Origin of the sequence: Paraburkholderia sp., assembly GCF_004298475.1 — a bacterium.
In the GTDB taxonomy this organism is placed as follows: domain Bacteria; phylum Pseudomonadota; class Gammaproteobacteria; order Burkholderiales; family Burkholderiaceae; genus Paraburkholderia; species Paraburkholderia denitrificans.
Window position 1 is genome coordinate 175233 of record NZ_SCRP01000002.1, and the last position, 16742, is coordinate 191974.

Below are 16742 nucleotides of genomic sequence, written 5' to 3' on the forward strand. Positions count from 1 at the left end.
GCGACGCACACAAACCCAAGCATTCATAAACCGACCGACCAAGGAGTAAATATGGCTAACACGTTGCAACTGCCGCAAGGCATGCAGATTTCGGCTGACATCAAGCCCGGCTTCGAAACGATCCTCACGCCCGCGGCGCTCGAACTCGTCGCGAAGCTGCACCGCGCATTCGAGCCGCGCAGGCAGGAACTGCTGAAGGCGCGCGCCGAGCGTACGAAGCGTCTCGACGCGGGCGAACGCCCCGATTTCCTCGCGCAAACGAAGGCCATCCGCGAAGCCGACTGGAAGGTCGCGGCGCTGCCGAAGGATCTGGAATGCCGCCGCGTGGAAATCACGGGCCCGGTCGAGCGCAAGATGATCATCAACGCGCTGAACTCGGGCGCCGATGCCTACATGACCGACTTCGAGGATTCGAACGCGCCGAACTGGGACAACCAGATCACCGGCCAGATCAACCTCAAGGACGCGGTGCGCCGCACGATTTCGCTGGAGCAGAACGGCAAGTCGTACAAGCTCAACGACAAGGTCGCGACGCTGATCGTGCGCCCGCGCGGCTGGCACCTCGACGAGAAGCACGTCACGGTCGACGGGCAGCGCGTGTCGGGCGGCATTTTCGACTTCGCGCTCTATCTGTTCCACAACGCACAGGAACTGATCGCGCGCGGCAGCGGCCCGTATTTCTATCTGCCGAAGATGGAAAGCCACCTCGAAGCGCGCCTGTGGAACGACATCTTCGTCGCCGCGCAGGAAGCCGTGGGCATTGCGCGCGGCACGATTCGCGCGACGGTGCTCGTCGAGACGATTCTCGCGGCGTTCGAGATGGACGAAATCCTGTATGAGCTGCGCGAGCATAGCTCCGGCCTGAATGCGGGCCGCTGGGACTACATCTTCTCGGCGATCAAGAAGTTCAAGAACGACAAGGACTTCTGCCTCGCGGACCGCGCCCAGATCACGATGACGGTGCCGTTCATGCGCGCCTACGCACTCGAACTGCTCAAGACCTGCCACCGCCGCAACGCACCGGCGATCGGCGGCATGAGCGCGCTGATTCCGATCAAGAACGACGCGGCTGCGAACGACAAGGCGATGGCCGGCGTGCGCTCGGACAAGGCGCGCGATGCCACCGACGGCTACGACGGCGGCTGGGTCGCCCACCCGGGCCTCGTGCCGATCGCGATGGAAGAGTTCGTGAAGGTGCTCGGCGACAAGCCGAACCAGATCGCAAAGCAGCGCGCCGATGTGAGCATCGCGGGCAAGGATCTGCTCGACTTCCGCCCGGAAGCGCCGATCACCGAAGCGGGCCTGCGCGGCAACATCAACGTCGGCATCCACTACCTCGGTTCGTGGCTCGCGGGCAATGGCTGCGTGCCGATCCACAACCTCATGGAAGATGCCGCGACCGCCGAAATCTCGCGCTCGCAGGTGTGGCAATGGATCCGCTCGCCGAAGGGCAAGCTCGAAGACGGCCGCAAGGTCACCGCCGAACTCGTGCGCAACCTGATCCCGCAGGAGCTGGACAAAGTGAAGGCCGTGGTGGGCGGCGACACGAAGCCGTACGAGCGCGCGGCGCAGATCTTCGAGCAGATGTCGACATCGGAGAATTTCGTCGAATTCCTGACGCTGCCGCTCTACGAAGAAATCTGATGACCGGCTGATCGCCACGCGCGATCACGGCAGAAAAAAAGGCCCGGCGGATTTTCGCCGGGCCTTCGTATTTTTCGGTGCGTTAGCGCATCTGGCGCTCAGGTCGGTCTACGGGTTGGCCTACCGGTCGGCCTTCAGGTTGGCCCACCGGTCGCCCCTCAAGCCGCATCGAGCCGCTCGTGCGAGACGAGCACGCCGTCGATATCGGCATAAATCCAGTCGCCCGTGCGCACAGCCGCGCCCGGCATGCGCACCGTCACTTCACGTTCGCCAACGCCGCGCCGGAAACTGCGCTGCGGATGCGTCGCGAGCGCGACAATGCCCACATCGAGCGCATTCAGTTCGAGCGTATCGCGCACGCAGCCGTTGACCACGATACCCGCCCAGCCGTTGTTCTGCACCAGTTCGCCGAGCTTGCCGCCAACCAGCGCGCAACGCAGGCTGCCGCCGCCATCGATGACGAGCACGCGGCCCTCGCCCGGCGTCTCAAGCGTTGCACGCACGAGCGAGTTGTCTTCGAAGACCTTCAGCGTGAGCGCCGGGCCGCTGAAGGACGGCAAGCGGCCAAACCGGCGAAAGACGGGATCGAGTACGTGCAGCGTACCGGCTGCGAGCCGGTCTTCGTGTGCGTCGCAGAGATCGGCGGTGGCGATATTCATGGTGTCTCCATTCGGATACGTTCGATACATTGGGATAGGGTGAATCGTCCGTATTATGCCTGCCCATATGGCAGTTCGGACGCCTCTGCCGAACAGCCATCGCATGTCATCGCAGCCCATGCACCCGTGCGCCTGCAGCCGGATTGCACCTAAAATGAGCGCGAGCCGTCCACCTGGCGCGCATCTGCGCGCGCGTCCCTTCCACCATGCCCTTGCAACCGCCGCTGCACGCCAACCCGCACGCCACTCCGCACGCCGACCCGCGCGCGGAATTCGCCGATATTCCTCCGGAGTTCGAGCCCACGCCCGCACATCCCGTGCGTGTGCGCTCGCGTCCGATGGGAACCGGCGTGCGGATCTCGCAGCACACGCACGCCTGGGCGCAGCTCGCGTATGCATCGCGCGGCGTGCTGCGCATGATGACGCCCGGCACGACCTGGATGGTGCCGCCATCGCGTGCAATCTGGGTTCCGCCTTACGTGACGCATGAAGTGGTGATCGTCGAGGATGCTTTCCTGCGCACGCTCTATGTCGACGAATCTGTGATTCCGCCTGGGCTCGACGCATGCCGCGTGGTGGAAGTCTCGGGGCTCCTGCGCGAAACGATCGCCGCATTCGATGAACGCCGCATCGCACCCGCGCGTGAACGGCTGCTCGGCGCGCTCGCGCTCGACGAGATCACGCGCTCCGCACCGTTGCCGCTCTCGGTGCCGATGCCCGAGGAAAAGCGCCTGCGCTCGCTGTGCGAGGCGCTGCTCGCCGATCCGGCCGGACCGGGTTCGCTCGAATATTGGGCCGCGCAGGTCGGTGCGAGCACGCGCACGATCGCGCGCCTGTTCCGGCAGGAACTCGGCGTGAGTTTTTCTCAGTGGCGCCAGCAAGCCATTCTCGCGCGAGCGATTCCGCTGCTCAATCAGGGGCGGCCGATGGCGATCGTCGCGCAGGAACTCGGCTACCAGAGCCAGAGTGCGTTTTCGGCGATGTTCCGGCGTGCTTTCGGGGAGAGTCCGCGTGCGTTCATCGCGCGCGGCACGGACGATCGTGTGGAAGAAGGCACGGAAGACTCGGTGCTGCGCGATGCGAGGGACGCCGCTCGCGATGCGTCCGACAAAACAGACAAAACAGACAAAACAGACGAAACAGACGAAACGGACGAAACGGACGAAACGGACGAAACGGACGAATAGACATCGCACAACTTATCGACGCAACGACTGAACGCAACGTCGATCCTGCGTCGCAAGCCGCAACCGAACCGTGTGGATGGCGACGCACTCAGACCGGCCGCGTCATGTGCCGTATCGAGCCGAGCCTCGCGAGCCTGGGTCCTGCCACGCGATAACCCATGCGCAGATAGAGCCGCGCAGCGGGGTTATCGATGAACACGCGCAACTGCAATTCGCGCAGCCCGCGCTCACGTGCCCAGCGATGCGACATGTCGAGCAGGAAAGTGCCCGCGCCGTGGCCGCGATAGCCCTCGGCGATCTGCACGTCGCGAATGTGCAGCGAGTCCCCCTCTTCGGTGATGCGCAGCACGCCGATCGCCTGGCCATCGAGTTCGAGAATGAAGTTCTCCGACTCGCGGTAGCTCGCAAGAAACAGATCGCCGCGCCAGATGAGATGGTGCCGCCGATAGTAGCCCCCCATGTTGTTGCGCGTGAGCGCCTCGGCGAACTCGAAATCGTCCATGGAGGCCTGGCGCAACTGGAAACGCGATGGGATGTCGTTCGGTGCGAACATGGGATGCAAGCGGTGCGCGGGGTTGAATCTCGCGGGGTTAAATCTTGATTACGCTACGATACCGCGCACGCGCCGGCAATGACAGATTGTCCGTATGGCCAGACGAAAGGGAAACCGCAGGGAAACGGAAGTCCAAAGGAAAAAAGCCCACTGGAAAATCCCAGTGGGCTTCGTTCGTCTGGCTGGCGGAGCGGACGGGACTCGAACCCGCGACCCCCGGCGTGACAGGCCGGTATTCTAACCAACTGAACTACCGCTCCAGTCCTGCTGCTACCGGCGGGCGTCGGTTGATTCCCGCTGGCTGCGTCGCCGTCCTGCGATGGCGCCGCTGTTGTCTTTGGCGTCCCCTAGGGGATTCGAACCCCTGTACTCACCGTGAAAGGGTGATGTCCTAGGCCTCTAGACGAAGGGGACAACACGGGCTTACGCCCTTACTGCTTCAACTAAAAAGCCCGCTCAAGTTATAGCCTGAACGGGCTTCATCTGGCGGAGCGGACGGGACTCGAACCCGCGACCCCCGGCGTGACAGGCCGGTATTCTAACCAACTGAACTACCGCTCCAGTTCGACATACACAGATGGGTGTCGGCTGATTCCCACCTGCTGCTTCACCGATCTCATCGACGACGCTTATGTCTGGCGTCCCCTAGGGGATTCGAACCCCTGTACTCACCGTGAAAGGGTGATGTCCTAGGCCTCTAGACGAAGGGGACATGATCTTTTCAGATAATGCCTTGCTGCACTTTACTGCTATTTTCCTGCATTCCGCTATTTAATCTGCTTAACAGCGAAAAACAAGATTTTAACTTCTTTACCGCATTATGTGAAGATTTTTTTCTTCACATCCGCTTTCGCGGAGAAAATCTTACTCTGCTCTGTTGGTGGAGGTAAGCGGGATCGAACCGCTGACCTCTTGCATGCCATGCAAGCGCTCTCCCAGCTGAGCTATACCCCCTTGCAGAACAGAAGCGAAATTATAAGGAGCAATTTCGCTTTTGTAAAGAGCTTTTGGATCGTTTCTGGCGACGTTCTTGAAACTTCCGTTCTTGAAACTTCGCCGATCCAGCCACTCCGTCGTGAACTTTGCAACCCGCTCATTGAGCATGTTCACGCTCCGTTTTCAACGGAGCGTGAATACTACAAGAACTCCTGCGCCAGCGCTAGTGCCGGCGCCGAAAATCTTGAAAAAAGATCAAGCCGATTTCGCGAGACCCCGCTCGATGCGACTCACCACCACATCACGGGTGAAGAGCGAGAGCACCGCATCGATGCCGGGCGTATGCGTCGTACCCACCACGAACAGGCGCACCGGCATCGCCAGTTGCGGCATCTTCAGCTTGTGAGCGGCAAGCGTCGCCTTCATCGCAGCCGAAATGCCCTCCTTCGTCCACTCAGCCGCCTTGAACGCGCCAGCGAGGTCGGCGAGCGCCGGACGCACGGCGTCCGTGACGTGCTGCGCGAGCGCCCCGTCTTCGGGCTGCGGCTCGCGATAGAACATCTGTGCGCTCTCAGCGATCTCCTTGATCGTGTTCGCGCGGTCCTTCAGAAGCGTGATCGCGCCTTCGAGCGACGGCCCCTGCGCGAGCGACGCATCATCGATGCCGAGCGCCCCGAAGAACGGCTTCGCGAGTTGCGCGACACGCGCGCTATCGGCTTCCTTCAGGTAGTGGTTGTTGAGCCAGTCGAGCTTGTTCTGGTCGTACTGCGCCGGCGACTTGCCGAGGTGCTCGAGATCGAACCACTCGACAAACTGGTCGCGCGAAAACACTTCGGCGTCGCCGTGCGACCAGCCAAGCCGCGCGAGATAGTTCAGCACCGCTTCCGGCAGATAGCCCGAATCGCGATAGCCCATCACGCTCATCGCGCCGTGGCGCTTGCTCATCTTCTCGCCCTGCTCGTTGAGCACGGTCGGCAGGTGCGCGTAGACCGGCGGCTCGGCGCCAAGTGCACGCAGGATGTTGATCTGGCGCGGCGTGTTGTTCACATGGTCGTCGCCGCGGATCACGTGCGTGATCTTCATGTCGAGGTCGTCGACCACGACGCAGAAGTTGTACGTCGGCGTGCCGTCCGGACGCGCGATCACGAGGTCGTCGAGCTCCTCGTTCGAGATCTCGACGCGGCCCTTCACGGCATCGTCCCACGCAACGACGCCCGACAGCGGGTTACGGAAGCGCAGCACCGGCTTCACGCCCTCCGGCGGCGCCGGCAGGACCTTGCCCGGCTCGGGACGCCACGTGCCGTCGTAGCGCGGCTTCTCGCCCGCAGCGCGCTGGCGCTCGCGCAGCGCGTCCAGTTCTTCCGTCGACATGTAGCACGGATACACGAGGCCCTGCTCGGCCATCTGCGCGAGCACTTCGCGATAACGGTCCATGCGCTGCATCTGGTAGAACGGGCCTTCGTCGATATCGAGGCCAAGCCACGCCATGCCTTCGATGATCGCGTCGACCGCTTCGGACGTCGATCGCTCGACGTCGGTGTCCTCGATCCGCAGCACGAATACGCCCTTGTTGTGGCGCGCGAACGCCCACGGATAGAGCGCGGAGCGGATGTTGCCGAGGTGGATGAAGCCGGTCGGGCTCGGCGCGAAGCGGGTACGGACAGGAGTCGTGGTCATGTGCAATTACTCGGAGACGGTACGGCCGCGCGACTGCGGTCGGCGACGGTCGGCGGGGTTCGCCAACGGCGCGGCGCGACCCAACGCGACACGCGTGCGAACGAAGAACCGGGAAAATTCGAGACCGGATTATACCCGCCGCAGGCGCCTTCGGCCCGGCCTCGGGGCGCGCACACGCCCGGCGCGTGGGGCACGGGCCGCTTTGCCGCACATCGCCACCGTGCTCGTATCCTGGGCCGATGCGTGGAGCGCCCCGTGAACCCATACCTATGCCGACACAACGCGTTACAAGCGCATTTTGAAAACCGGCGCGGCAATGCCTTATGATGTCGGCGCGCCGCATCCATCGCCCGGCGCCGCGGGAAACGCCAGGCGCTGCCCACGCGACCAGATTGCGGCCCACGGACCGTTCGCGGCGTGTGATCCGGGTGTGATCCTGTGATTGCGCGCCCTAACGACAGCCTGTCCGGTGCCGGTTGGAGAACCCGTTTGAAGCCGTTATCGCCCTCTTTGAGCCGCCGCAGCTTTACACTCGCGGCAGCGTCCACTGTCCTTGCAGCCTGTACGACCGCAGTCACCGAAACCGCCAAAGTCGCTCCGCCCGTGAGCGAGACGACGGCCCCGCCGCCAGGCGGCGTAACAAGCGCCGTGCCGCCCGTCGCGCGACCGGCTCGCCCGGTCCGCATCGGCCTCGCGCTCGGCGGCGGCGCAGCGCGCGGATTTGCGCATATCGGTGTGATCAAGGCGCTGGAAGCGCGCAATATCCACGTCGATGTGGTTTCGGGGACGAGCGCGGGTTCGGTGGTCGCGGCGCTCTACGCCTCGGGCATGAATGGTTTCGCCCTCAACAAGCTCGCGCTGAAGATGGACGAAGCGTCGATCAGCGACTGGGCCATGCCGTTCAGCACGCGCGGCTTCCTGCACGGCGTCGCCCTGCAGAATTACCTGAACACGACCCTGCGCAACCGCCCGATCGAAAAGATGGCGAAGCCGCTCGGCATTGTCGCCACCGATTTGCACAGCGGCGAGGCGATCCTGTTCCAGCGCGGCAATACCGGCACGGCAGTGCGCGCGTCGTGCAGCCTGCCGTCGATTTTCGAGCCGGTAAAGATCGGCGGCCACGAGTATGTCGACGGCGGCCTCGTGAGTCCCGTGCCGGCTGCGTTTGCGCGCAAGATGGGCGCCGACTTCGTGATCGCGGTGGATATCTCGTCACGCCCGGAAACGGCCCCGACCGTCAGTCAGTTCGACGTGCTGATGCAGACCTTCACGATCATGGGCCAGTCGATCAAGAACTACGAACTTGAGAAATACGCGGACGTGGTGATTCGTCCGGCCCTCAACGCGATGTCGGGCAGCGATTTCGGCCAGCGTAACGCGGCCATTCTCGCGGGTGAGGAAGCGGTAGCGAGGATGATGCCGGAGCTGGAGCGCAAGATGGCCGCCGTCCACGCCTCGTTTGCCTGAGAGAACGCGGGCTACGGCCCGCGCCAACGCAAAAATGGAAAAAGCCTGCTTCAGATGAAGCAGGCTTTTCGAAAACTCAAGCCGCCTGGTTGGGCTTGGCTGCCGCTTGGTTGCCGCTTAGTTGCCGCCAGAATTGCCGCTGAGCTGAACGCTCACGCGCTGCTTGAGGTCCTGCTGCTGTTGCGGCGTGAACGACGCTTCGATGCGGCGGGCGCCGGTGAAGCGCTTTTCCCAATAGCCGTCGTCGAGATCGTCAACGCGGATCGTGCTGCCGGTGGACGGCGAATGCACGAACTTGTTGTCGCCGATATAGATGCCGACGTGCGAGAAGGTGCGGCGCATCGTGTTGAAGAACACGAGATCGCCCGGCTTGAGATTTCTCATGCTGACTTTCTCGCCAACACGGCTCATCTCTTCTGCGCGGCGCGGCAGCGACATGCCGAGCGTGTCCTGGAACACGTAGCGCACGAAGCCGCTACAGTCGAGGCCCGAATCCGGGGTGCTGCCACCCCAGCGATAACGGACGCCGATCATGTTCAGTGCGCCCACAACGACGTCGCCCGCCTTGCCGGCCATGCCGGAGAGGAACGATCGGGCGCCGCTGCCAGCCGTAGCCGGGGTCGCGTGTTCAGTGGAGAGGGATTGCGTAGCCTGGGCGTTCGCCGCAATGCTGGGCGAACCGGAGACATCCTGGGTAGAGCTGCCTACTTCGTCGGCGAAAGCGCCGGGCGCCGCGGCCACCAGTATGCCGATGAACATCCCGGCGACGACGCGCGCGCAAGCCTGGGTCAAGGATCGGTACTGCATTGTTCGGTAGAAAATGCCCACGAAACAGGGGGTTAGAAAAAAACTCTGGACGATACTAGCCAGTAAGTATTTGCGTGTCAAAACAAATAGAAAAAAACAATCGCAATAACCACATCATTGGCGCAGGTTTCTGCGCATTCGTCATCGCGACAGCGCCGCTTTCAATAACTTCTGCGTGTAAGGATGAGCCGGCTCGCCGAAGATCCGATCGACGTCCCCTGCCTCCACAATCGCCCCGTTTTGCATCACTGCGACCCGGTGCGCCATCGCGCCGATCACCTCGAGATCGTGGCTGATGAACACATAGCCGAGGTTGTATTTTCGTTGCAAATCCGTCAACAATCGCAACACCTGTTGCTGAATCGAAACGTCGAGCGCGCTGGTCGGCTCATCGAGCACGATCACGCGCGGCTCGAGCACAAGCGTGCGGGCGATGGCGATACGCTGGCGCTGCCCGTCCGAGAATTCGTGTGGATAGCGTTGCAATGCCGTGCGGTCGAGCCCGACTTCGCGCAACGTCGCAACGATGCGTTTGCGGCGCTCCTCGCCGCCAAGATCGGGCCGATGCAGCGCGAGCCCTTCGCCGACGATGCGCTCGATGGTCTGCCGAGGCGAAAGCGAACTGAATGGATCCTGAAAGACAACCTGCAGATGCGAGCGCAACGAAAGTTTTTCGCGCCCCAGATAACTTTTGAGCAGTTTGCCCTGGAACTCAATCTGGCCTGCGGCAGTTCGTTGCAGGCCCAACATTGCCATCGCAAGGGTCGACTTGCCGGACCCGGACTCGCCGACGATGCCGAGCGTCTCGCCCTGGCGCACCGAAACGGTTGCGTCGTTCACGGCCCGAAAGCGTCCCTTGTGCCACCAGCCCTTGAAGCCGGGCAACCGGGTCGGGAAGTCCACGACGACGCCCTTCGCCTCCAGCAGCACCGGCGCGATGGGCAGCACGGGCACGACGTTGCGCTCGGGCCGGCTCGCGATCAGCCGCTGCGTGTACGGATGTTGTGGCGCTTCGAAAATCTGCTCGACGGTGCCGGTCTCCACGAGCTTGCCGTGCTCCATCACCGCGACACGCTGTGCAAAGCGGCGCACGAGGTTCAGATCATGCGTGATGAGCAGCACCGACATGCCGCCGCCGGGTTTCTCCGCTTCTTCACGCTGCAGTTCGAGCAGCAATTCGACGATCTGGCCGCGAATCGTCACGTCGAGCGCCGTGGTCGGTTCGTCTGCGAGCAAGAGGCGCGGCCGGCACGCGAGCGCCATGGCAATCATCACGCGCTGGCGCTGGCCGCCCGACAACTGGTGCGGGTAATCGAAAATGCGCCTGCGCGGCTCCGGAATGCCCGTGCGTTCGAGCAACCCGATCGCGCGCCCGTAAGCCTCCTTCTTCGTCACGCCGTCGTGCAGCACGATCGTCTCCGCGATCTGCTCGCCGATCGTATAGAGCGGATTGAGCGCCGACATCGGCTCCTGGAAGATCATCGCAATGTCGCTGCCGCGCAGCCCGCGCATCGCGCGCTCGCTCTTCACGAGCAGATCTTCGCCGTCGAAGCGGATCGACCCCGTCACCTGCGCGTCGCGCAGCAGCCGAAGGATCGCGAGCGCCGTCACGGTCTTGCCCGACCCCGATTCGCCGACCAGCGCCACACGTTGATCGCGTCCGATCTCCAACGCGATGTCGTCGACGGCGACCGTGTCGTTAAACCGCACGCTCAAGCCCTCGATCGCGAGCAGCGGCGTGCCGGATTCCTGCCCAGGCGCGCTCACTGATTGCCTCCGGCCTTCATCGCATCGGAGATGCGCGTGTCGAGCGCATTGCGCAGCGCGTCGCCCATGAACGTGAGCAGCAGCAGCGTCACGACCAGCACGCCGAACGTCGACATCGAAATCCACCACGCGTCCAGATTGCCCTTGCCCTGCGCAAGCAGTTCACCGAGGCTCGGTGTCGGCGGCGGCACGCCGAGGCCGAGAAAATCGAGGCTCGTGAGCGCGAGGATCGAGCCGCTCATGCGAAACGGCAGGAACGTGATGACCGGCGTGAGGCTGTTGGGCAGCACGTGGCGCCAGATGATCTGCCAGTTCGAGAGGCCCATCGCGCGTGCTGCGAGCACGTAATCCTGATTGCGGTTGCGCAGGAATTCGGCGCGCACGTAGTCGGAGAGTCCGATCCAGCCGAACAGCGACAACAAAATGATCAGCAGGATGAAACCCGGCTCGAAAATCGACGCGAAGATGATCAGCAGATACAGCTCGGGCATCGCGCTCCAGATTTCGATGAGCCGCTGCCCGACGATATCGACCTTGCCGCCGAAGTACCCCTGCACGGCGCCCGCGAGCACGCCGATGATCGTGCCGATCGCGGTCAGCACGAGCGCGAACTCCACCGAGACGCGAAAACCGTAGACCAGCCGCGCGAAAAGGTCGCGGCCGCTCGCGTCGGTGCCGAGCCAGTTCTGCCGCGACGGCGGCGCCGGATTCGGCACCTTCGAGAAGTAGTTGAGCGTGTCGTAGTAGTACGGATTCGGCGGATAGATCGCGAAGTTGCCGGGCGCATCGAAGCGATGGCGGATATACGGATCGAGATAATCGGCGGGGGTCGGGAAATCGCCGCCGAACGTGGTCTCGGGATACGCCTTGAAGAGCGGGAAATACAGGTGAGCGTCGTAGCGCACGACCAGTGGCTTGTCGTTGCTCCAGAGCGGGCCCGCGAGGCTCGCCGCGAACGCGACGAGAAACACGATCAGGCTCCAGTAGCCGAGCCGCTGCTGCCGAAAACGCGCCCAGACGCGCGAGGCCGGCGTGGGTGACTTGAAAGCGCGCACGGACTCGGTGCGCAATGCCGATTCTGCGCCGGAACGGACTCGGTTCAACTCAGCGCTCCAGTTGTTCGAATTGGATGCGGGGATCGACCCACACGTAGCAGAGATCGGAGATCAGTTTCGTCAGCAGTCCGATCAATGTGAAGAGATAAAGCGTGCCGAGCACGACGGGATAGTCGCGCCGCACCACCGACTCGTACGAAAGCAGCCCGAGGCCGTCGAGCGAAAAGAGCGTCTCGATCAGCAGGCTGCCCGTGAAGAACGCGCCGATAAACGCCGCGGGAAACCCCACCACGAGCGGCAGCAACGCATTGCGGAAGACGTGCTTCCAGAGCACGGTGCGCTCGGAGAGGCCTTTCGCGCGCGCGGTGAGCACATATTGACGGCGGATCTCTTCGAGGAACGCGTTCTTCGTGAGCATGGTCGTCACGGCAAAACTGCCGACCACCGACGCCGTCACGGGCAGCGTGATGTGCCACAGGTAGTCGAGGATCTTGCCGCCCCACGACAGCGTGTCCCAGTTGTCGGACGTGAGGTTGCGCAACGGAAACAACTGCAGGAATGTGCCGCCGCCAAACAGCACGAGCAGCAGCACGCCGAGCACGAAACCCGGAATCGCATAGCCGATCAGCACGACGAGGCTCGTGACGAGATCGAAGCGCGAGCCGTTGCGCACCGCTTTCGCGATGCCCAACGGCACCGATATCAGATACGTGAGGAAGAAGGTCCATAACCCGATGCTGATCGACACCGGCAGCTTCGAAACGATCAGCGACCACACGCTCTGGTGATGGAAATAGCTCTGCCCGAGATCGAAGCGAGCGAAACGCCGGAGCATCAGGAAATAGCGTTCGAGCGGGGGCTTGTCGAAGCCGTAGAGCGCCTTGAGCTGCGCGATCTGCTGCGCATCGACGCCCGAGTGCGCGCGCATGCCGAACGGCATGCCCTGCTCGGCGCCGCGGCGCAGTTCCCGCACCGCCTGCTCGACGGGGCCGCCCGGCACAAACTGAATCACGGCGAAGGTCAGCGTCAATACGCCGAACAGCGTCGGGATCATCAGCAGCAAGCGTTTGACGATATAGCTCCACATGCTCCTGGCGTCCGTGAGTGATGACTGCGTGGCAAGGCCGCGTCAGGGCGCGACGCTCTGGTGCGGCTTGAACCACCATGTCGAGGTGATCCAGTCGATCGCGCCGTAATAAAGCGGCAGCTTCGCCGGGTAAGCCAGCGTGTTCCGGAACGCGACGCGGTGCGTCGTGTTGTACCACTGCGGTACGACATAGTAGCCGCGCATGAGCACCCGGTCGAGCGCGTGCGCGGCGTCGAGCAGTTGATCGAGCGTTTGCGCCTGCGTGAGCGCCTTGAGAATCGCATCGACGGCCGGCGATTTCACGCCGATCAGATTGCCCGAGCCCGGCTCGTCGGCGGCCTTGCTGCCGAAGCGGTCGACCTGCTCCGCGCCCGGCACCTGCACGTCGGGAAAGCGGATCGTCGTCATGTCGAAGTCGAAGGCGTCGAGCCGCTTTTGATAAAGCGCAAAGTCGACCGCACGATAGTTCACGCGAATCCCGAGCCGCACGAGCGCCTGCGTGTACTGCGCCATGATCGGCGCCCATTGCGCCGAAGCGCTCGTGTCGTCGAGCACTTCGAACTCGAACGGCTCGCCTTGCGCGTTGCGCAGCGCGCCGTCGCGATAGGTCCAGCCCGCTGCCGCAAGCAGGCCGCGCGCCTTGAGCAGGTTCGTGCGCAACGAACCGGGCGGATCGGTGTTCGGCTGCATCGGCGGCGGGCCGAACACGGCTGGATCGAGGTCTTTGCGCCACGGTTCGAGCAAGGCCAGTTCGCCCGATGAGGGCAGCCCCTTCGCCTGCAACCCGGTATTCGCGAACCAGCTATCGAGCCGCGTGTACTGGCTGTAGAACAGCATGCGGTTAAGCCACTGGAAATCCAGCGCGAGATCGAGTGCCTGCCTCACGCGCACGTCCTGGAAAATCGGCTTGCGCAGGTTGATGACGAAGCCTTGCATGCCCGTGCCGTTGTGCTGCGGGAACTCGCGCTTGATAAGCTCGCCGCTGTCGAAGCGCTTGCCGACGTCGCGCCGCACCCAGTTGCGCGCGACGTTTTCGACCAGCGCATCGTATTCGCCGGCCTTGAACGCTTCGAGACGCGCGACGTCGTCGGAATAGAGCTTGTAGGTGATGCGCTCGAAGTTGTTCGTGCCGACGCGCACCGGCAAGTCCTTGCCCCAATAGTGCGGATCGAGCTTGTAGGTGATCGTGCGGCCATTCGAGTGGTGCTCGATCACATACGGCCCGCTGCCGATCGGCTCCTCGAACGCAATCTGATCGAACGCAATGCGGCTGCCGTCGGCGCGCATCCCCCACTTCTGGGAGAACACCGGCATGCCGCCGGCGATCAGCGGCAGTTCGCGATTGCGGGTGCGAAACTCGAAGCGGATCGTCGCTGGATCGACCACTACGGCGCGCGTGATTTCGCTGAAATTCGCCTGCACCGATGGCGAAGCCTGCCGGCTCTTGAGCGTGTCGAGCGAGAATTTGACGTCGGCGGCCGTGACCGGATCGCCGTTCGAAAAACGCGCGCGCGGATTCAGATGGAACGTCACCGAAAGCCGGTCGGGCGCGATGCGAATGTCGTCGGCAAGCAGGCCGTATGCGGATGCCACCTCGTCCATGCTGCCTGCTGTCAGGCTCTCGAACATCAAGCCGAGGCCGGGCGCCGCGTTGCCGCGCATCGTGAAGGGATTGAACTTGTCGAAGCTCGTGAGGCGATCCGGATTCGCGAGCACGAGCGTACCGCCCTTCGGCGCATCCGGATTCACATAGTCGAAGTGCCTGAAACCGGGCGGATATTTCGGCTCGCCGAATTGCGCAATCGCATACGCGGCGTGCGCGAACGGCATCGCCGCGAATGAAAACGCGAGCGCCAGACAACAGGCCGCCCCCCTCTTCGCCCACGCGCAAAGCCGCGTCGCAACCGTTTGCCCGCGCTGCGCGCGCGCTGCCCTTGCGGGCGTTCCTGTCGTCATGGGTGGCGATTTGTCCAGTCAGCGGTGTCTTGTGAGAGAATTCTACCCAAACCGCGCGGCACGGCACTCGGGGCGCGCGACGCATTGACCTGATTAGGAGAATCCATGGGCTTCCTCGCTGGCAAACGCATCCTGCTGACCGGGCTGCTGTCGAACCGCTCGATCGCATATGGCATCGCGCAAGCCTGCAAACGCGAAGGTGCAGAGTTGGCGTTCACGTACGTCGGCGAGCGTTTCAAGGACCGCATCACAGAATTTGCGAACGAGTTTGACAGCAACCTCGTGTTCCCTTGCGACGTCGCCGACGACGCGCAGATCGAAGCCCTCTTCGTTGATCTGAAGCAGCACTGGGATACGCTCGACGGCCTCGTCCACGCGATCGGCTTTGCGCCGCGCGAGGCGATTGCGGGCGATTTTCTCGACGGCATGACGCGCGAAAATTTCCGCATCGCGCACGACATTTCGGCGTACAGCTTCCCCGCGCTCGCGAAGGCTGCGGAGCCGATGCTCGCCAACAACGCATCGCTCGTCACCCTGACCTACCTCGGCGCCGAACGCGCGATTCCGAACTACAACACGATGGGTCTCGCGAAGGCCTCGCTCGAAGCAAGCGTGCGCTATCTCGCGGTTTCGCTCGGCCCGAAGGATATCCGTGTGAACGGCGTTTCAGCCGGTCCGATCAAGACGCTCGCGGCGAGCGGCATCAAGAGCTTTGGCAAGCTTCTCGGCTTTGTCGAGGCGAACGCGCCGCTGCAGCGTAATGTGACGATCGAACAGGTTGGCAACTCGACTGCGTTCCTGCTTTCCGATCTCGCGAGCGGCATAAGCGCCGAGATCATGCACGTCGACGGTGGCTTTCACGCCGTGGTCGGCGTCATGGCCGGTCTCGGCGAATAACGTATTGCCGACGCACCGCCCGCGCTTCGTTGCGCGGGCAACTTGCAAGACACAAAAAAGCCGCCCTCCAGGGCGGCTTTTCTTTTGCGGCGCTTTTGCGTCACCAGGCGCCGCGCACGACGCGCTTAGTGCCAGCGGCCGTGATCGTGATCATGATCGCCCCAGCGGCCACGATCTTCACCGCGGCCATGATGGCGATACCAATCGTCGCGGCCCCAGTAGCGGCGACCATCCCAATAGCGGTCTCCGTGCCAGCCAATGATGACTGCCGGCCCCGGTGCGACATAAACCGGCGCGGGCTGATAGACGACGGGCGGCGGCGCGTAAACCGGCGCCGGCGCGACATAAACCGGGGCAGGAACGCCGATATTGACACCAACATTCACGCCAGCCATGGCTGCACCCGACGCACCGATAGCCACACCCCCGACAAGCATTGCAAGAACACGTGCGAACTTCATGGACTCACCTTTTTGCGAATGATTTTGTTGCATGCAATATAGCGCAGCCTCGGGCAGCGAACATTTCACGTTTGTAATAACTGATGCACAGAGCGCCTCTGGGCAAGCCGTCGTAACGTCTCGTTACAAGGGTGTGGGCGGAGCCACACCTCAGTGCCCGCGCAGCATGGCGTGAAACGCATTAACAACTTTCCCGGCATTCACTGCCCATGCGCCGAAACTGCGCGCTACTGCAACGCCCGGCAGCATAACATCGCTCACGATGCCCTGGAGGCAAGTCTCGCAACGTTTGCGAGCTGAAGTTGTCACACTCCACAATCGGCCATTCGGGATTTCTACAACGGCGCGCCAGGCGAAACGGTACATCGCCGCACATCGCTGCGCAGTCCTGACATTTCCGCCAGTCACGGATTGATTTCGCGAAACCACATTTTCCCGCCGAAAAACAAAAACCCCGCAAGTCCGAGAACTTGCGGGGTTTCGCCACCATATGACTGGCGGAGACGGAGGGATTCGAACCCTCGATCCAGGTTTTGGCCCAGATGCTCCCTTAGCAGGGGAGTGCCTTCGACCTCTCGGCCACGTCTCC

13 protein-coding genes and 6 tRNA genes are annotated in these 16742 nt (G+C 63.0%); 4 read left to right on the forward strand and 15 right to left on the reverse strand.

Features of this window, described 5'->3' with window-relative positions; all coding sequences use genetic code 11:
- The first annotated feature begins 51 nt into the window (after positions 1-51).
- On the forward strand, positions 52-1644 hold the full coding sequence (gene aceB, locus EPN59_RS00925; RefSeq protein WP_293041042.1) for a malate synthase A: 1593 nt from the start codon (positions 52-54) through the stop codon (positions 1642-1644).
- 158 nt (positions 1645-1802) lie between these two features.
- Here aceB and rraA read toward each other — a convergent pair whose 3' ends face one another.
- Positions 1803-2303, reverse strand: coding sequence for a ribonuclease E activity regulator RraA (rraA, locus tag EPN59_RS00930; RefSeq protein ID WP_293041045.1), 501 nt, complete (start codon positions 2301-2303; stop codon positions 1803-1805).
- A 206-nt stretch (positions 2304-2509) separates the two neighbouring features.
- Between rraA and EPN59_RS00935 the strand changes: the two genes are divergently transcribed.
- Complete coding sequence (locus EPN59_RS00935) at positions 2510-3490, forward strand: helix-turn-helix transcriptional regulator (RefSeq protein ID WP_293045359.1); 981 nt, start codon at positions 2510-2512, stop codon at positions 3488-3490.
- A gap of 88 nt (positions 3491-3578) precedes the next feature.
- On the opposite strand, the gene EPN59_RS00940 is transcribed toward EPN59_RS00935, so the two are convergent.
- The 7 genes from EPN59_RS00940 to gltX all read right to left on the reverse strand — a co-directional run bounded on the left by EPN59_RS00940 (position 3579) and on the right by gltX (position 6656).
- Positions 3579-4043 carry a GNAT family N-acetyltransferase gene (locus EPN59_RS00940; RefSeq protein ID WP_293041051.1) on the reverse strand — a complete coding sequence of 155 codons (465 nt, stop codon included), beginning with the start codon at positions 4041-4043 and terminating at the stop codon, positions 3579-3581.
- Positions 4044-4226: 183 nt separating this feature from the next.
- Positions 4227-4303 (reverse strand) — tRNA-Asp (locus tag EPN59_RS00945).
- Positions 4304-4381: 78 nt separating this feature from the next.
- Positions 4382-4457: transfer RNA gene (locus EPN59_RS00950), tRNA-Glu, on the reverse strand.
- A gap of 70 nt (positions 4458-4527) precedes the next feature.
- A tRNA-Asp gene (locus EPN59_RS00955) sits at positions 4528-4604 on the reverse strand.
- Positions 4605-4679: 75 nt separating this feature from the next.
- Positions 4680-4755, reverse strand: a tRNA-Glu gene (locus EPN59_RS00960).
- A gap of 166 nt (positions 4756-4921) precedes the next feature.
- Positions 4922-4997, reverse strand: a tRNA-Ala gene (locus tag EPN59_RS00965).
- Between the two features lie 237 nt (positions 4998-5234).
- Positions 5235-6656 (reverse strand): glutamate--tRNA ligase, encoded by a 1422-nt coding sequence (gene gltX / locus EPN59_RS00970; protein ID WP_293034727.1) that lies wholly within the window; start codon positions 6654-6656, stop codon positions 5235-5237.
- Positions 6657-7145: 489 nt separating this feature from the next.
- On the opposite strand from gltX, the gene EPN59_RS00975 reads away from it, so the two are divergent.
- Entirely contained in the window at positions 7146-8123 is a 978-nt protein-coding gene (locus EPN59_RS00975) for a patatin-like phospholipase family protein (protein ID WP_293034725.1), read from the forward strand.
- A 117-nt stretch (positions 8124-8240) separates the two neighbouring features.
- Here EPN59_RS00975 and EPN59_RS00980 read toward each other — a convergent pair whose 3' ends face one another.
- From EPN59_RS00980 to EPN59_RS01000, 5 genes are all read right to left on the reverse strand, one after another.
- A complete protein-coding gene (locus tag EPN59_RS00980) occupies positions 8241-8930 on the reverse strand; it encodes a C40 family peptidase (protein ID WP_293034723.1) in 690 nt (229 codons plus the stop codon).
- A 141-nt stretch (positions 8931-9071) separates the two neighbouring features.
- A complete protein-coding gene (locus EPN59_RS00985) occupies positions 9072-10697 on the reverse strand; it encodes a dipeptide ABC transporter ATP-binding protein (protein WP_293045361.1) in 1626 nt (541 codons plus the stop codon).
- On the reverse strand, positions 10694-11800 hold the full coding sequence (locus tag EPN59_RS00990; RefSeq protein WP_293034719.1) for an ABC transporter permease: 1107 nt from the start codon (positions 11798-11800) through the stop codon (positions 10694-10696). Before EPN59_RS00990 ends, EPN59_RS00985 begins: the two co-directional genes overlap by 4 nt.
- 1 nt (position 11801) lies before the next feature.
- Positions 11802-12839 carry an ABC transporter permease subunit gene (locus tag EPN59_RS00995; protein WP_293034717.1) on the reverse strand — a complete coding sequence of 346 codons (1038 nt, stop codon included), beginning with the start codon at positions 12837-12839 and terminating at the stop codon, positions 11802-11804.
- A 42-nt stretch (positions 12840-12881) separates the two neighbouring features.
- Positions 12882-14669, reverse strand: coding sequence for an extracellular solute-binding protein (locus EPN59_RS01000; protein WP_293045363.1), 1788 nt, complete (start codon positions 14667-14669; stop codon positions 12882-12884).
- 231 nt (positions 14670-14900) lie between these two features.
- On the opposite strand from EPN59_RS01000, the gene fabI reads away from it, so the two are divergent.
- Complete coding sequence (fabI, locus tag EPN59_RS01005) at positions 14901-15692, forward strand: enoyl-ACP reductase FabI (protein WP_293040541.1); 792 nt, start codon at positions 14901-14903, stop codon at positions 15690-15692.
- A gap of 125 nt (positions 15693-15817) precedes the next feature.
- Here fabI and EPN59_RS01010 read toward each other — a convergent pair whose 3' ends face one another.
- Both EPN59_RS01010 and EPN59_RS01015 read right to left on the reverse strand, forming a co-directional pair.
- Positions 15818-16153 (reverse strand): hypothetical protein, encoded by a 336-nt coding sequence (locus tag EPN59_RS01010; RefSeq protein WP_293040538.1) that lies wholly within the window; start codon positions 16151-16153, stop codon positions 15818-15820.
- A 495-nt stretch (positions 16154-16648) separates the two neighbouring features.
- Positions 16649-16742, reverse strand: a tRNA-Ser gene (locus EPN59_RS01015).